Origin of the sequence: Hymenobacter busanensis, assembly GCF_008727865.1 — a bacterium.
Classification (GTDB): Bacteria; Bacteroidota; Bacteroidia; order Cytophagales; family Hymenobacteraceae; genus Solirubrum; species Solirubrum busanense.
This window is the reverse complement of sequence record NZ_VTWU01000010.1, coordinates 50,468-66,315: the sequence shown is the minus strand read 5'-3', so window position 1 is coordinate 66,315 and position 15,848 is coordinate 50,468. Positions and strand designations below refer to the sequence as shown.

General features: G+C 62.7%; 15 protein-coding genes. 13 read left to right on the top strand and 2 right to left on the bottom strand.

The genetic code is table 11. From position 1 onward, the window contains the following. The first annotated feature begins 123 nt into the window (after positions 1–123). The 7 genes from F0P96_RS20160 (at position 124) to F0P96_RS20130 (ending at position 8,621) form a co-directional block, all read left to right on the top strand. The gene (locus tag F0P96_RS20160; RefSeq protein WP_151080801.1) at positions 124–1,026 is read left to right on the top strand and encodes an ABC transporter ATP-binding protein; all 903 of its coding nucleotides are present in this window, start codon (positions 124–126) and stop codon (positions 1,024–1,026) included. Positions 1,027–1,181: 155 nt separating this feature from the next. Next, the gene (locus F0P96_RS20155; protein ID WP_151080800.1) at positions 1,182–4,802 is read left to right on the top strand and encodes an ABC transporter permease/M1 family aminopeptidase; all 3,621 of its coding nucleotides are present in this window, start codon (positions 1,182–1,184) and stop codon (positions 4,800–4,802) included. A 97-nt stretch (positions 4,803–4,899) separates the two neighbouring features. After that, the gene (locus F0P96_RS20150) at positions 4,900–5,352 is read left to right on the top strand and encodes a nucleoside deaminase (protein WP_235917542.1); all 453 of its coding nucleotides are present in this window, start codon (positions 4,900–4,902) and stop codon (positions 5,350–5,352) included. A gap of 101 nt (positions 5,353–5,453) precedes the next feature. Next, a complete protein-coding gene (locus F0P96_RS20145) occupies positions 5,454–6,068 on the top strand; it encodes a superoxide dismutase (protein ID WP_151080799.1) in 615 nt (204 codons plus the stop codon). Between the two features lie 103 nt (positions 6,069–6,171). Further along, positions 6,172–6,441: an ArsR/SmtB family transcription factor gene (locus F0P96_RS20140; RefSeq protein ID WP_151080798.1), complete on the top strand. Its 270-nt coding sequence runs from the start codon at positions 6,172–6,174 to the stop codon at positions 6,439–6,441. An 82-nt stretch (positions 6,442–6,523) separates the two neighbouring features. Continuing rightward, positions 6,524–7,633: an alkene reductase gene (locus F0P96_RS20135; RefSeq protein WP_151080797.1), complete on the top strand. Its 1,110-nt coding sequence runs from the start codon at positions 6,524–6,526 to the stop codon at positions 7,631–7,633. A gap of 166 nt (positions 7,634–7,799) precedes the next feature. Then, on the top strand, positions 7,800–8,621 hold the full coding sequence (locus F0P96_RS20130) for a hypothetical protein (protein ID WP_151080796.1): 822 nt from the start codon (positions 7,800–7,802) through the stop codon (positions 8,619–8,621). Positions 8,622–8,638: 17 nt separating this feature from the next. On the opposite strand, the gene F0P96_RS20125 is transcribed toward F0P96_RS20130, so the two are convergent. After that, on the bottom strand, positions 8,639–9,280 hold the full coding sequence (locus F0P96_RS20125) for a hypothetical protein (protein WP_151080795.1): 642 nt from the start codon (positions 9,278–9,280) through the stop codon (positions 8,639–8,641). A gap of 387 nt (positions 9,281–9,667) precedes the next feature. On the opposite strand from F0P96_RS20125, the gene F0P96_RS20120 reads away from it, so the two are divergent. Beyond that, a complete protein-coding gene (locus F0P96_RS20120; protein WP_151080794.1) occupies positions 9,668–10,954 on the top strand; it encodes a nucleoside permease in 1,287 nt (428 codons plus the stop codon). Between the two features lie 144 nt (positions 10,955–11,098). Here F0P96_RS20120 and F0P96_RS20115 read toward each other — a convergent pair whose 3' ends face one another. After that, entirely contained in the window at positions 11,099–11,518 is a 420-nt protein-coding gene (locus F0P96_RS20115) for a nucleoside-diphosphate kinase (RefSeq protein WP_151080793.1), read from the bottom strand. A gap of 244 nt (positions 11,519–11,762) precedes the next feature. On the opposite strand from F0P96_RS20115, the gene F0P96_RS20110 reads away from it, so the two are divergent. The 5 genes from F0P96_RS20110 (at position 11,763) to F0P96_RS20090 (ending at position 15,791) form a co-directional block, all read left to right on the top strand. Next, positions 11,763–12,803 carry a DHH family phosphoesterase gene (locus F0P96_RS20110; protein ID WP_151080792.1) on the top strand — a complete coding sequence of 347 codons (1,041 nt, stop codon included), beginning with the start codon at positions 11,763–11,765 and terminating at the stop codon, positions 12,801–12,803. Between the two features lie 106 nt (positions 12,804–12,909). Further along, positions 12,910–13,935 carry an FKBP-type peptidyl-prolyl cis-trans isomerase gene (locus F0P96_RS20105; RefSeq protein WP_151080791.1) on the top strand — a complete coding sequence of 342 codons (1,026 nt, stop codon included), beginning with the start codon at positions 12,910–12,912 and terminating at the stop codon, positions 13,933–13,935. A 72-nt stretch (positions 13,936–14,007) separates the two neighbouring features. Further along, a complete protein-coding gene (locus tag F0P96_RS20100; protein ID WP_151080790.1) occupies positions 14,008–14,559 on the top strand; it encodes an FKBP-type peptidyl-prolyl cis-trans isomerase in 552 nt (183 codons plus the stop codon). A gap of 5 nt (positions 14,560–14,564) precedes the next feature. Continuing rightward, positions 14,565–15,002: an FKBP-type peptidyl-prolyl cis-trans isomerase gene (locus F0P96_RS20095; protein WP_151080789.1), complete on the top strand. Its 438-nt coding sequence runs from the start codon at positions 14,565–14,567 to the stop codon at positions 15,000–15,002. A gap of 165 nt (positions 15,003–15,167) precedes the next feature. Further along, entirely contained in the window at positions 15,168–15,791 is a 624-nt protein-coding gene (locus F0P96_RS20090; protein ID WP_151080788.1) for a thymidine kinase, read from the top strand. The last annotated feature ends 57 nt before the right edge of the window (positions 15,792–15,848 follow it).

Genomic DNA, 15,848 nt, shown 5'->3' with positions numbered 1-15,848 from the left:
ATTGGGGCAGCGGCTTTCCGAAGCTAAATCCAACGAGCCAAGCAACTGCCTTGGCGGAACTGCTATCTTATCCCCGATTTCTGCAACCCTTCTTCCACGCCACCACCTCACTTGCTTCTTCCTATGAACCTGGTCATCGAACACCTTTCCAAAACTTACCCCAACGGCACCAAAGCCCTGAGCGACGTGAACCTGCGCATCGAGCCGGGCATGTTTGGGCTGCTGGGCCCCAACGGCGCCGGCAAATCGAGCCTGATGCGCACGATTTCGACCCTGCAGGAAGCCGACCAGGGCAGCATCCGCCTCGGCGACCTGGACGTGCTGGCCAACCCCGACCGGGTGCGGCAGGTGCTGGGCTACTTGCCGCAGGAGTTTGGCGTGTACCCCAAGGTTACGGCTGCCGAGCTGCTCGACCACTTCGCGGTGCTCAAGGGCATCAGCAACAAGAGCGAGCGGAAGCAGGTGGTGGACGGGCTGCTGCAGCAAACCAACCTCTACAACGTGCGCAACAAGAACCTGGGAGGCTACTCCGGCGGCATGAAGCAGCGCTTCGGCATTGCGCAGGCCCTGCTAGGCAACCCGCGCCTGATCATCGTCGACGAGCCCACCGCCGGCCTCGACCCGACCGAGCGCAACCGCTTTCACAACCTGCTGAGCGAGATTGGCGAGGACCGGATTGTGATTCTGAGCACGCACATCGTGTCCGACGTGTCGGATTTGTGCCGGCAGTTTGCCATCATCAACAAAGGCCAGGTGCTGTATACCGGCGACCCGCTGCTGGCCATTGAGGAAATACGCGGGCAAATCTGGCGGCGCACCATCGGCAAGCACGAGCTGGACAGCTACCAGCAGCAGTTCGCCGTCATTTCGTCGCGCCTGTTTGCCGGCCAAACCATCATTCACGTGCACAGCCTCGCCCAGCCCGGCAACGGTTTCGAGAGCGTGGACCCCACGCTGGAAGACGTGTATTTCGCCCGCATTCACGCGGCCGAGCAGGTGGCCACGCCTCAGGTGGTAAACGGCTAAATCAGAAACCAGAACGTCATGCCGGGGCGCCAGCCGAAGCATCGCGCGTGCTGATTTCGGATAGATCTTTTCGTTCTACGAGGAGCTTACTACCGGAATAAACCCGCGAGATGTCACGTCTTCGCTCGACATGACGGCCAACGAGACTGTCGACTATGTTCCTAGAAATACTCCTTTTTGAGCTGCGCTACCGGCTGAAACGGCCGGCGACGTACATCTACTTCTTTTTGCTGGCCCTCATGGCCTTCCTGTTCATGCTGGCCGTGGGCGGCGCCTTCGGGGCCAACATTACCATCGGCGGGGGCGGGGGCAAAGTGCTGGCCAACTCGCCCTACCAGGTCAACATGATCCTGACGGTGCTGAGCTTGTTTGGGGTGCTCATCACCTCGTCGATGATGGGCACGCCGGTGTACCGCGACTTTGAGCACCGCACCCACTCGCTCTATTACACGGCCCCCATCAGCAAGGCCGGCTACCTCGGCGGCCGCTTTCTGGGCTCGTTTCTGATGACGGTGCTCGTGTTTCTGGGCGGGGCCCTGGGCGCGTGGCTGGCTACCTACTGGCCCACCATGATGGCCGACAAGCTGGGCCCCAACACGCTGGCGGCCTATTTGCAGCCCTACCTGCTCGTCGTCATTCCCAACCTGTTTCTGACGGGCGCCATCTTCTTCACCGGCGCCACCTTGTCGCGCTCGGCGCTGGCCATTTACCTGGGCGGCGTGCTGTTTCTGGTGCTCTACACCATCAGCGGCAGCCTGCAGCAAGACCTCGACAACGACACCCTGAGCAACCTGCTCGACCCGCTGGGCGGCACCGCCATGAACCTGACCCAGCGCTACTGGACGGCCGCCGAAAAGAACACCCTGCTGCTGCCCTGGAGCACCTGGATTGTGCAAAACCGCCTGCTGTGGGTGGGCATTGGCGTGCTCACGCTGGCTGCCTGCTACGTATTCTTCCGCTTCAGCTTCGCCAACAAGGCCGATTCGGGTCCGCGCCCCAAAGGCGCCCTGGGTGTGGCCGACGCGCCCAAGCTGCAGACGCTGCCGGTGGTAACGCCGCGCTTCACGGCGGGCCTGGCTTGGCAGCAGCTCAGCCGGCTGGTGCGACTGGAGTTTTTCAGCACCGTGCGCAGCGTGTACTTCATCGGTATTGTGGGCGCGGGCGTGCTGTTCCTGCTGATTTCGGGCATGCAGGTGGGCCAGATGTACGGCACCAACACATTCCCCACCACGCCGGTGGTGGTGCAGCTGCTGGCCGGCACGTTTGCTTTGTTTCAACTCATCATCATCACGTTCTACTCGGGCGAGCTGGTGTGGCGCGAGCGGGACAGCAAAGTCAACCAGATTTACGACGCCATGCCCATGCCTTCGTGGGTGCCCTTCGTGGCCAAGCTGCTGGCCCTGATGGGCATTCAGGTGGTGCTGCTGGCCGTGGTGATGGTGTGCGGGCTGCTGCTGCAAACTTTCAAGGGCTATTTCAACTACGAGCTGGACGTGTACGTGAAGGAGCTGTTCGGCTTCCGCCTCATCGGCATGTTGCTGATGTGCGTGCTGGCCATGCTCATTCAGGTGCTCTGCAACAACAAGTACATCGGCCATTTCATCATGGTCATCTACTACGTGTTCAACATCTTCAAAGGCACGCTGGGCCTGGAGCACAACCTGTACTCCTTCAACGGCGCGCCGGGCACGCCCTACTCGGCCATGAACGGCTACGGACATTTCGTGTGGCCGTTCTTCGCCTTCAAGCTCTACTGGGGCGCGTTTGCGGTGCTGTTGGCGCTGGCTTCGTCGCTGCTGTGGCCGCGCGGCACCGAAACCCGCTTTTCCTGGCGCTGGCAGCAGGCCCGCTTCGGCTTTTCGCCGGGGCTGCGCGTGGTGGCGGGCGTGGCGCTGCTGGCTTTCGTGGGCCTGGGCGGCTATATTTTCTACAACACCAACGTGCTGAATACCTACCGCACCTCCGACGAGAGCGAGAAGCTGACGGCCGACTTTGAGAAGAAGTACAAGCGCTTTGAGAAGGCGCCGCAGCCGCGCATCACGGCGGCTAATGTGAACGTGGACATCTTCCCCGAGCAGCGCGACGTGCGGTTCCACGGCTTCTACTGGCTCGTCAACCGCACCCGCCAGCCCATCGACTCGGTACATCTGATGGGCCAGACCGACGCCGAGGTGAAGCAGCTGACCCTGGGCCGCCCGGCCAAAGAGGTGCTGCACGACGAAATCGGCGACGCCGACTACCGCATTCTGCGCCTCCAGCAGCCCTTGCAGCCCGGCGACTCGGTGCAGCTGAACTTCGACCTGCGCTACACCAACCCCGGCTTCCCCAACCGCGGCTCCAGCACGGCCGTCGTCTACAACGGCACGTTCATGAACTCCGAAATGCTGCCGCACATCGGCTACCAGCCCAACTGGGAGCTCGACGACGACGACACGCGTAAAGAGCAAGGCCTGAAGCCCAAACCGCGCATGGCCTCGGTGCGCGACTCGGCGGCGCGCATGAACACCTACATCAGCAACGACGCCGACTGGATTCGCTTTGAAACCACCGTCAGCACCTCGCCCGACCAGATAGCCATTGCGCCGGGCTACCTGCAAAAGGAATGGACGAAGGATGGCCGCCGCTACTTCCACTACAAGATGGACGCGCCCATTCTCAACTTCTACTCCTTCCTCTCGGCCCGCTACGCCGTGCACAAGGCCCAGTGGAAAGGCGTGCCCATCGAGATTTACTACCAGCCCGGCCACGAGTACAACCTCCAGCGCATGGTGCGCGGCGTGCAGCTCGGTCTCGACTACTACACCGCCCACTTCGGCCCCTACCAGCACCGGCAGGTGCGCATCCTGGAGTTTCCGGGCTACTCGTCGTTTGCGCAGTCGTTCCCCAACACCATTCCGTTCTCCGAAAGCATCGGCTTCGTGGCCGACGTGGACTCGACCGACCCCAAGGACATCGACTACCCGCTCTACGTGACGGCCCACGAGGTGGCCCACCAGTGGTTTGCCCACCAAATCATTGGCGGCAACGTGCAGGGCAGCACGCTCATGGCCGAAACCCTGAGCCAGTACGGGGCCCTGATGGTGATGAAGCACCTCTACGGCGCCGACAAAATGAAGAAGTTCCTGCGCTTCGAGCTCGACGACTACCTGCAGGGCCGCTCGTTTGAGCAGAAGAAGGAGGTGCCGCTGTACCTGGTCGAAAACCAGCCCTACATCCACTACCGCAAGGGTTCCTTGGTAATGTACGCCCTGCAGGACTACATCGGCGAAGCCGCCGTGAACAGCGCCATCAAGGAATACCGCGACAAAGTGGCCTACCAGCGCGCCCCCTTCACCAACTCCATCGAGTTCCTGAGCTACATCCGCAAGCACACGCCCGACTCCTTGCAGTACCTGGTCACGGACCTGTTTGAGAAGATTACCCTCTACGAAAACAAGGTCGATTCGGCCTCCTACCGCAAGCTGCCCAACGGCCAGTACCGCGTCATGCTCACTGTCGATACCAAGAAGCTCTACGCCGACTCCCTGGGCAACGAAACGCCCGATTTGAAGTCGCGCGACCTGATTGACGTGGGCGTGCTGGGCCGCAAAAAGGTGAACGGCAAGTGGCAGGATGTGCCCCTGCTGGTGGAAAAGCGCCGCCTGAAGCCCGGCCGCAACCGCCTCGAATTCACCGTGCCCACCAAGCCCGAGCGCGCCGGCATTGACCCCTTCAACAAGCTCGTCGACCGCAACCCCGACGACAACGTGAAGATACCGGAGGAGAAAAAGGCGTAATTCGTAATTCATCTTCCCAACCAGAAAAGCCCTGCCCTTATCCGGTGGGGCTTTTTTGTGCGAATCTGCCCCACTTCTCCGCTACCTTCGCCCGCCCATGTCCACCCCTCCTGCCCACGACCAGCGCCTGATGCGCCACGCCCTGCGCGAAGCCGAACTGGCCTACCAGCTCGGCGAAATTCCCATCGGGGCCGTCGTAGCCTTCACCGCCACCGGCCAGGTAATCGGGCGCGGACACAACCAAACCGAGCAGTTGCGCGACGTGACGGCCCACGCCGAAATGCTGGCCCTGACGGCCGCCGCCAACCACCTCGGCAACAAATACCTGCACGACTGCACCCTCTACGTGACCGTGGAGCCCTGCGTGATGTGCGCCGGCGCTGCCGCCTGGGCACAAGTGCCGCGCGTGGTGTTCGGTGCCCCCGAAGAGAAGTTCGGTTACCGCCGCCACGGCCAGCTGCTGCACCCGCGCTGCGAGCTGGTAACGGGCGTGCTGGCCGACGAGTGCGCCGCCCTCATGCAGCGCTTCTTTGCCGAGCGGCGGAAATAGCTACTTTTGGCCGCCTCCGCCCGGCGGCGCAACCCGCGGCCCCCTTCGGCGGTTATACCCTGACCTTTCTTTTCGTTCCAACCCCCAAAACCCATAGCACTATGGCCTTCGAACTGCCCAAGCTGCCTTACGCCTACGACGCGCTCGAACCCCACATCGACGCCAAGACGATGGAGATTCACCACACCAAGCACCACCAGGCCTACGTGACGAATCTGAACAACGCCATTGCCGGCACCGACATGGAAAACCAGTCGCTGGAGGAAATCCTGCACAACATTGCCAAGGCCCCGGCGGCCGTGCGCAACAACGGCGGCGGCCACTGGAACCACTCGCTGTTCTGGCAGGTGATGGGCCCCAACGGCGGCGGCCAGCCCTCGGGCGCCGTGGCCGAAGCCATCAACAAGTCCTTCGGCAGCTACGACAAGTTCAAGGAAGAATTCACCAAAGCCGCCACCACGCGCTTCGGCTCGGGCTGGGCGTGGCTCTGCAAGCAGGCCGACGGCTCGGTGAAAATCTGCTCGACGCCCAACCAGGACAACCCCTTGATGCCCGACGCCGGCTGTACGGGCATTCCCGTCCTCGGCCTCGACGTGTGGGAGCACGCCTACTACCTCAACTACCAAAACCGCCGCCCCGACTACATTCAGGCGTTCTACAACGTGATTAACTGGGACGAGGTGAACCGCCGCTTCCAGGAAGCCACGCCCATGTAATACCGCTTGGCCGGAGTTACGACACCGGCGGCAAACTTTTTCCGCAGCCAGTCTTGTTCCCAAGGCTGGCTGCGGTTTGTTTACTGCCTAACTTGCTTGCCGCATGGATGCTGCCCTCGTCACCAAAACCACCAACGCCCTGGCCGACAAATACCGGCTCGGCATTGTGCTGGCCCTCAGCCAGCGCGAGCCGCTGGCGTTTGCCGAAGTGCAGCAGCTCACCGGCCTCTCGCAGCCTTGCACCTCGCACCACCTAAAAGTGCTGGCCGACAGCGGGCTGGTGGAAACCCAAAAACAGGGCCGCTGCGTGCTGGTGCGCCTCAACCGCGAAGCCCTGCGCGGGCTGTCGGCGTTTCTGGGGGAGCTGGGCTAAAAAAATTCCGGCAATCAATCCAAACTTTTGAATGCTTAGATGCTTTATAGGGCCTACCGTTCGCCCTTAAGCACTACCATTCATGTCCCAGAAACTCTTTTCGCCGGCCCAGCTGGGCCCCTACACGCTCCAGAACCACGTGGTAATGGCCCCGATGACGCGCAGCCGCGCCCTCGGCAACGTGGCCAATTCGCTGATTGCCGAGTACTACGCCCAGCGCGCCTCGGCCGGTCTCATCATCTCCGAAGGCGTGTCGCCCTCGCCCAACGGCCTCGGCTACGCCCGCATTCCGGGTTTGTTTACCCAGGAGCAGGTAGAAGGCTGGCGCCTGACCACGCAGGCCGTGCACACCAAAGGCGGCCACATTTTCGTGCAGCTGATGCATACCGGCCGCATTGGCCACGCACTCAACCTGCCCGAGGGCGCCGAAGTCGTGGCCCCCTCGGCCGTGCAGGCCGCCGGCACCATGTGGACCGACCAGCAGCAGATGCAGGACCACCCCCAGCCCCGCGCCCTGCGCCCCGACGAGCTGCCCGGCTTGCTGCAGGAGTTTGTGCACAGCGCCAAACTGGCCATCGAAGCCGGTTTCGACGGCGTGGAGCTGCACGGCGCCAACGGCTACCTGCTGGAGCAGTTCCTGAATCCCGTATCGAACCAGCGCACCGACGAGTACGGCGGCTCGGTGGAAAACCGCGCCCGGTTTGTGCTGGAAGTAGCCAAGGCCGTAGCCGAAGCCATCGGGCCCGAGCGCACCGGCATCCGGCTCTCGCCCTGGGGTATGGCCTCCGACATGCCGCACTACCCCGAAATCGACGCGACTTACGAGTACCTCGCCACCGAGCTGCAGCGCCTGAACCTGGTGTACCTCCACCTCGTTGACCACAGCGCAATGGGCGCGCCGGCCGTGCCCGAGGCTACGGTAGCGGCCGTGCGGCAGCGCTTCACCAACACCCTCATTTTGAGCGGCGGCTACGATGCCGCCCGCGCCGAAGAAGCCCTGCAAAGCGGCCGCGCCGACCTCGTGGCCTTTGGCCGGCCGTTTATTGCCAACCCCGACCTGGTGGAGCGCCTGCGCACCGGCGCCGAGCTCAGCCCGCTTGACCCGGCTACGCTCTACGCTCCCGGTCCCGAGGGCTTCCACCAAGGCTTTACCGACTACCCCGCCCTGGCAGAAGTGGAAGCGGTGCGCTAACTGCGTTGGCCGCTTTCATTGGGCTCCGCTTGCTCGGGCTTGCGCGTGTAGCAGCCCAGCAGCACTACCTCCGGCTTTGTGGCCGGAGGTATTTTTTTGCACCCCGGCGGCGGTTGGCTACTTTTAACGTTCGGCCACCGTGGGCCGCTGCTTATAGCTTGTCCTTATGCATGGTGGGGTAGTACGCCGACTCCTGGGATTCTCTTTCCTGATTTTTAGCCTGAACGCCGCGGCTCAGGACGCGCCCGCTGACGACACGCCGGCTGCGGGCCCGGCTCCCCTGGGACTTACCCTGCGTTTCAACCCACTGGGGCTGATAAACAAGGTGCGCGGGCAAGCGGAGGTGGGGCTGGGGCGGCAGTTTGGGCTGGGTCTGGTCGGCTCCTATTACTACCTCGGCGACGTAACCGGTCCCAAACTGGAGCCTTACTTGCGCTTCTATACTTCGCCGAAGCGTTTCGGCCACGGTTTCTACGTGCAGGGCAAAGTGAGCTTCGGCCGCTTCACCTCCACGTTCAACTACGACCGCACCGCCACCGTGTACCGCCCCGATGGGTTTCTGGAAAGCATTACCGCCGAATACGAGCTGCCCATCACGCGCCGCTTCGATGCCGTGGGCGGCGGAGCGGGCGTAGGCTACCAGTTTCGGGCCGGCCGCGCCCACCGCGTGGTTATTGATGTGTACGCGGGCCTGCAGTACACGCCCCTGCCGCGCACCGTGGGCTCGTATTCCGAAACCGTGCGCGAGCCGTCGGGCCGCCGCACCGTTACCGAGTGGGACGCCTTCGACGCCGATGTGCAGTGGTACCTGATTGGGCCGGGCTCCGTGTTCAACGGCATGGCTTCCATCGGCTACACCCTCGGCGGCGGCAACCACCTAGCGGCGCACCGGGAATGGAAGCGCCGCCCCGCGCCCGCCGAACCCGACGCCGCGGGAATTCGCAAAGCCTCGCTCACGCGCCCCGCTTCGGCTACGCCGCGTTGGTAGCCCGGCTCCCTCGGCTACTAGCTGGCTCCGCGCCGATGCCCGCGCCGCAGCAGGTACCCCGGCACGATGTAGCTCACCGTTACGGTGGCGGCTATCAGCAGCAGCAGCTGGCTGTAGCTGGCCCACCACCCCAATAGGGCAAACGCCCAAGCTCCTAGCCCGCCGTAGACGAGTGGCCGGAACCGCAGGGCGCCGCCCGAGGCAAACGTGCCCAGCCCGTAGAGCGTCATGAAGAGAATAAAGCCGCTTTGGAAACTGATGCGGCCCGTGAGCATAAGGGCCAGCAGCGCCACCAGCAGCACCGTGAAGCCCAGCCACAGGTAGCCCAGCAGGTCGTCGAGGTAAGTAGGAACGGTGGTGCGCCGTTCGCGCCGGAAGTTGTGCACGGCGGCCACCACGCCACCCAGCGGCATAAGCACGGCCCACGGCAGCCAGGGCTGCGCCGTGTGCCCCCAGAGCAGCGCGTAGTGGCCCAAAGCCGCCACCAGCACCAGCCAGCCCCAGAGCAAAAAATCAAAAGAGTTGTCTCCGAGGTTGGCTTTGGTGGTGTCAATCATGCGCTGCACCACCCGGTAGCTGGCGGCGCGTTCCGGCTCGGCAGCCTGCAGTTCCTGCTCGGAGCGCATGGGAGCCAGGGAAAAAGGATTGGGCAGTTGCATGGCACGGCGGTTTGAGGGCTCAAGTTAGGCCCGACAGGCGGTGGCGCAAGGCGCGGGGCGGGTGCGCCGGAGCGGTTATGCGCTTTCGGAATTTACTTATATTTGAAGCCCTCTGCCCGGCGCTGCCGGGCATTGGCGTTTCTGTTGCTTCTTCTTGCGTAGGGCGAGGGGCTGTGGGGTTGGCCGCTGGGCTCCACTGCGCCGCGTTCCTGGCTCAGGCGGAGGCACAGAAACCATGACCTTGGGCAAAGACGGCCGCAACCCCAACTGGCCGGCCTTTGCCCCGCTATTCTGCCCTTTTTTCCCTTTTCCCCAACCATTTCCCCGGACCGAAATCCTGTATCTTTAGGATTGGGATTTCAACCTCCGCCCTAACAACTGGCCCGCATGAGCACAAAGCTGCGCCTTACTGTACTAAGTTTCCTCCAGTTCTTTATCTGGGGTTCCTGGCTGATAACGATTGGCGCGTACTGGTTTCAAACCAAGCAATGGTCGGGTGGCGAATTTGGCGCCATCTTCTCCACCATGGGCATTGCGTCCATCTTCATGCCCTCGCTCATGGGCATTGTGGCCGACAAGTGGGTAAATGCCGAGAAGCTCTACGGTGTGCTGCACATTCTGGGCGGCGCGGTGCTGTGTGCGGTGCCGCTCGTCGACAACCCCAGCACCATGTTCTGGGTGATGCTGCTAAACATGATTTTCTACATGCCCACGCTGGCGCTGTCCATTGCCGTGTCGTACTCGGTGCTGAAACGCGAGGGGCTGGACGTGGTGAAAGACTACCCGCCCATCCGCGTATGGGGCACCATCGGCTTCATTGCCGCCATGTGGACGGTGAGTTTGCTGGGCATCGAGAAGTCGGCCAACCAGTTCTACGTAGCCGCCGGCGCGGCCTTCCTGCTGGGTATCTACTCCTTCACGCTGCCCAAGTGCCCGCCCACCGCGCGCGACACCCCGAGCCGCTCTTTGGTTGATGTGCTGGGCCTGAAATCCTTCGCCCTGCTGCGCGACAGAAAGATGCTCACCTTCTTCCTGTTTGCCATGCTGCTGGGCGCGGCGCTGCAGCTCACCAATGCCTACGGCGACACCTTTCTGCACGATTTCGCTGGCAACCCGGCCTACCAAGACACCTTGGCAGTGAAGTACCCGGCCATCATCATGTCGATTTCCCAGATTTCGGAAACGCTGTTTATCCTGGCCATTCCGTTTTTCCTGCGCCGCTTCGGCATCAAGCAGGTGATGCTGTTCAGCATGATTGCCTGGGTGCTGCGCTTCGGTTTGTTCGCCTACGGCAACCCCGGCGGTGGCCTGTGGATGATCATCCTGTCCTGCATCGTGTACGGCATGGCCTTCGACTTCTTCAACATCTCCGGGTCGTTGTTCGTCGAGACGCAAACGGCTCCTTCTATCCGCGCCAGTGCGCAGGGCCTGTTTATGATGATGACCAACGGCTTCGGGGCCGTGCTGGGTAGCTTGGTAAGCGGCGAAGTCATCGAGCGTTTTTTCACCAACGCCGACCAAAGCAAGGACTGGCACAACATCTGGTTGACGTTTGCCCTGTACGCTTTGGGAATTGCCGTGCTCTTTGTTCTTTTGTTCCGCCACAAGCACAACCCGCAGGAGGTGCGCAACGCCGAACATACCGAGCCGGTGCTGTCGGTTGAGCAAGCTTAGGCCGACGTTACTCGCCAGCGGCACACCGCTTATGGCAAGCTCGGCAGTATAAAACCAGTACAAAAACAGCATAAATAAAAACCCGCTTTGCACAGTGCAAAGCGGGTTTTTCTGCATTTAGTGCGGCCGAGCAGCGGCCGGCAGCTAGAATTGCTCGTTGGCGGGGAAGTAGAAGTCGCCTTCGATCTGGGCGTTTTCGTCGGAGTCGGAGCCGTGTACGGCGTTGGCTTCGATGCTCTTGGCATACTTCTTCCGGATGGTGCCTTCGGCGGCCTGGGCCGGGTTGGTGGCACCGATCAGCTCGCGGAATGCAGCTACGGCGTTGTCTTTCTCCAGAATGGCAGCGTAGATGGGTCCCGACGACATGTACTTCACCAGGTCGCCGTAGAACGGGCGCTCCTTGTGCACGGCGTAGAACTCGCCGGCGCGCTCGGGCGTCAGCAGGGTTTTCTTGAGGGCAACGATGCGGAAGCCGGCTTTCTCGATGTCGGCGAGGATGGCGCCGGCGTGGCCGTCTTGCACAGCGTCGGGCTTAATCATGGTGAACGTGCGGTTCGTGGCCATGGGGATAAGGGGGGTTATGTGAAGATTGGCCGGCAGTGGCCAATCGGCTTCAGGAAAAAAGTTTTGCGGCCGCAAAAGTAGCAGCTACGCCCGAAAGCGCCACGCAACGGCTCAAATAGCCGCCGCGTCGAACCAAGCGTAGCCGGCGCGGTGTTCACCCAACACAACTTTGCAAATCATTCCCGAAATTTACCCCCTTGCGCGTCATTTAAGACCCGCAAAGTCAGTCAACTATCAGCCGACAATGCACGACGTCACGGCGCTGAAAGAGCTTCTGCGGGAGCCGAAGCACGTTTTCATCACTACCCATCACAAGCCCGACGCCGATGCCCTGGGCTCGTCGCTGGGCTTGGCAGGCTACCTGCGCAAGAAGGGCCACCACGTGACGGTGGTCACGCCTTCGGACTACCCCGATTTTCTGAGCTGGATGCCCGGCAACGAGGACGTGGTGGTGTACGACCCACGCCGCAACGACCGGCAGGTGCGCGAAATCATTGGCACGGCCGAGGTGCTGTTCTGCCTCGATTTCTCGGCCCTGAGCCGGATTCACGAGCTGGGCGAATACGTGCGCCAGGCACCGGGAACCAAGGTGCTCGTCGACCACCACGAGCAGCCCGAGCCTTTCGCCGACATTGCCTTTTCGTTTCCGACGGCGGCAGCCACGGCCGAGCTGATCTTCGAAATTATCCGCGACCTGGGCGACCAGGCGCTGATTACGCCGGCCATTGGGGAATGCCTCTACGCGGGCATCATGACGGATACGGGCTCGTTCCGGCACCCGAGCACCTCGCGCAACGTGCACCTGATTATTGCCGAGCTGCTCGACGCGGGCATTGACCTCTCGTCGGTGCACCGCCGCATCTACGACTCGCACTCCGAGGAGCGGCTGCGCTTCCTGGGCTTTGTGCTGAAGGACAAGCTGCGGGTGCTGCGCGAGTACAACACGGCCTACATTGCCATTACGGCCGACGAGCTGAAGCAGTATCACTCCAAAACCGGCGACACCGAGGGGCTGGTAAACTTCGCCCTGAGCATCGAGGGCATTGTGTTTGCCGCCATCCTCATCGACCGGGTGCAGGCCGTCAAGATTTCCTTCCGCTCGGTGGGCTCGTTCTCGGTGAGCGAGTTTTCGCGCCGCCACTTCAACGGCGGCGGGCACCACAACGCCGCCGGTGGCATCAGCCACGAGCCGCTGGAAGCCACCGTGCAGAAATTCCTGAGCTTGCTGCCCGACTACCAGGCCGACCTGGTGACGGCGCCGCTGGCCGTGGCCCCGCCCCAGTAAGCACGGCGGGAGTCGTTGGCCGGGGAAACGCCCCGTAGGGCACTCGGCCCGCCAACTCACCGCTTGCTACCTTCGCCTCCGCTTTTTTTCATCCCTTCTCTTTTTCATGCTCCGCACATCCCTTCTGTTGTGGCCCGCCTTGGTGGCCGGTGCCCTTAGCCTGCAGTCCTGCGACAACGCCGGCGGCGCCAACTTCGCCAAAACCAAATCGGGCATCGAGTACAAAGTCTTCAAAAACGAAGGCGGCAAGTACACCAGCCGCACCATTGCGGCCGACGGCGACACGGCGGGCTACCGCAAGCGCCTGGGCCAGATTATTGCCCTGCACGTGGAGTACCGCACGGCCAAGGACTCGGTCTTGTTCCAGTCGCGCAAGCAGCAGATGGGCTACCCGGTGCGCGTGCCGCTGCAGGCTGTAGCCCGCAAAGGCGGCCTGGAAGAGGCTATTTCGCTGCTGCAAGCCGGCGACTCGGCCGTGTTCCGCTTCAACGCCGACTCGCTCTCGATTAAGACCACCGGCCAGCCGGCTCCCGCGCCCATCAAAAAGCACGGCAACACCATGACGCTCTACGTGAAAGTAGACGCCATTCAGAGCCAGGCCGACGCCATGGCCGCGCAGCAGAAAGCCATGCAGGAAATGCAGGTGAAGCAGCAGCAGCACGGCGAAGCCCAGAAGCCCAAAGACGACGCCATCATTCAGGAATACCTGAAGAAAAACAACCTGACGGCGCAAAAAACTGCTTCGGGCCTGTACTACGCCGTGACGCAGCCCGGCACCGGTGCCAAGCCCACCCAGGGCCAGACGGTGGCCGTGGGCTACCGCGGTACGCTGCTCAGCGGCAAGGAGTTCGACTCGTCGGCCAAAGGCAACGGCGGCAAGCCCATTGAATTCCCGCTGGGCGTGGGCGCCGTAATTCCCGGCTGGGACGAAGGCATTGCCCTGCTCAATAAAGGCTCCAAAGCCGTGCTGCTGGTTCCCTCGGGCCTGGCTTACGGCCAGCGCGGTGCCGGGGCCGATATTCCGGCCGATGCCGTGCTGCGCTTCGACGTGGAGCTGGTAGACGTGAAGGCTGCGCCGGCCCCCGCGCCCGGCATGCCGCAAGGCGCTCCTCAAGGCAACCCGGCCAACTAACCGGCGTTGCATGCAACCAATAGGCGGGCGGCCGGCTCTTCTGGCCAGCCGCCCGCTTTTTTTCTTACTCTCATGCGTACGCTTTTCCCATTTCCTTTCCCGTCCCTCAGCCGCTCACTTTGTGGGTTGCTGGCCTTGCTGCTGCCGCTGGCTCTGCTGACGGCCTCCTGCAAAAAAGACGATGACACCTACACCAAGCTTATCGAGGAGCACAAAGCCCTCGACGAGCAGGCGTTCAAGGATTACCTGGCCAAGCAGAACTACTCGCCGGCCGATGTGGTGCGCCGCGAATCGGGCCTGTACATCATCTACACCAAGCGCAACCCCAACGCCGTGCAGGTGCAGGTAGGCAACAAAGTGAAGGCCCAGTACGTGGGGCAGTTTCTCAACGGCAACACCTTCGACTCGTCCTACGACAACTCCATTTGCCAGTGCTACGGGTTCCAGGTAGGAGCCGGCACCGTCATCAAAGGCTGGGAAGAAGCTTTTCCGCAGCTGCGCAAGGGCGAGGAAGCCAAACTCCTGGTGCCCTCGCACCTGGCCTACGGTCCCTCGGGCACCGGTAGCATTCCGCCCTACACGCCCATCATGTTCGACGTGGTGGTGGCCGACGTAGTGAAATAGCCGCTGTGAGGCCGTTTTTCCTGCTGGGGCTGTGGCTGCTGCCGTTGCTGGCTTCTGCCCAAGCCTTGGTTTCGCTACCCGATACCCTGCGCACGCCCAACGGTGTGCGCTACGTGCTGCACCACCCCGGCATTGGTCCGGCTGCGGGCCCCGGGGCCCGCGTGGTGGTGCACTACTCCGCGTTCATGCCCGACGGCCGGCTGTTCGATTCGTCGGCTACCGACGGGCGGCCCCTGCGCCTGCGGCTGGGGCGGGGCGAAGTCATTCCGGGTTGGGAAGAACTCCTGCCCCTGCTGTCGGCCGGCGCGCGGGTGTGGGCGCGGGTACCGGCCGCGCTGGCCTACGGCCCGCTCGGCCAGCGCGACCCCGACAACGACCGGGAATACCGCGTGCCGCCCAACACCGATTTGCTGTTTGAGCTGGAAATAGTGCGCGTGAACTAACTGCCGGCCGGAATGCTACTTAGCGTTCCGGCCGGTGGCTTTTGGGGGCAATGCCGGCCGTTGGTTGGCCGCCCGAGTGCGGCCGATAGTTGCCGCCGCGTTTGCCAAACCCGGCCGGGCGGGTGTAACTTAGTCCGTTGAACCCGCCCTGCATTTTCGCTTTCCATGTTTATAGAACCCCGCGTTGGCAACGGCCGCGACGCCGCTCGCCGCGGCTGGATTGAAGTGGTCGTCGGCTCGATGTTTTCGGGCAAGACCGAAGAGCTGATCCGGCGCCTGAACCGGGCCAAAATTGCCCGGCAGCGCGTCGAAATCTTCAAACCGGCCCTCGATACCCGCTACCACGAGCTGGACGTGGTGTCGCACAACGCCACCAGCATCCGCTCCACGCCCGTCACGTTTCCGAACGAAATTCTGCTGCCGGCCAGCAGCTGCGACGTGGTGGGCATCGACGAAGGCCAGTTTTTCGACGAGTCGTTGGTGGAAGTGTGCAACCAGCTGGCCGACCACGGGGTGCGCGTCATCGTGGCCGGGCTCGACATGGACTACCGCGGCAAGCCCTTCGGGCCCATGCCCGCCCTCATGGCCGTGGCCGAATACGTGACCAAGGTGCACGCCGTGTGCGTGTGCTGCGGCGAAATTGCCACGTACTCGTTCCGCAAGGCCGCCTCGGCCGAGCAGGTGCTGCTGGGCGAAACCGACTCCTACGAAGCGCGCTGCCGCCACTGCTTTCTGGAAGGGCAGCAGGAAAAAACCGAGCTGCACGCCGCCGACGCCCTCAAGCACTAATTGCGGCCCGGCGACGTTATGCGCGGGCTACTTCTCTCGTCGCCGTCTTTCTTCGAC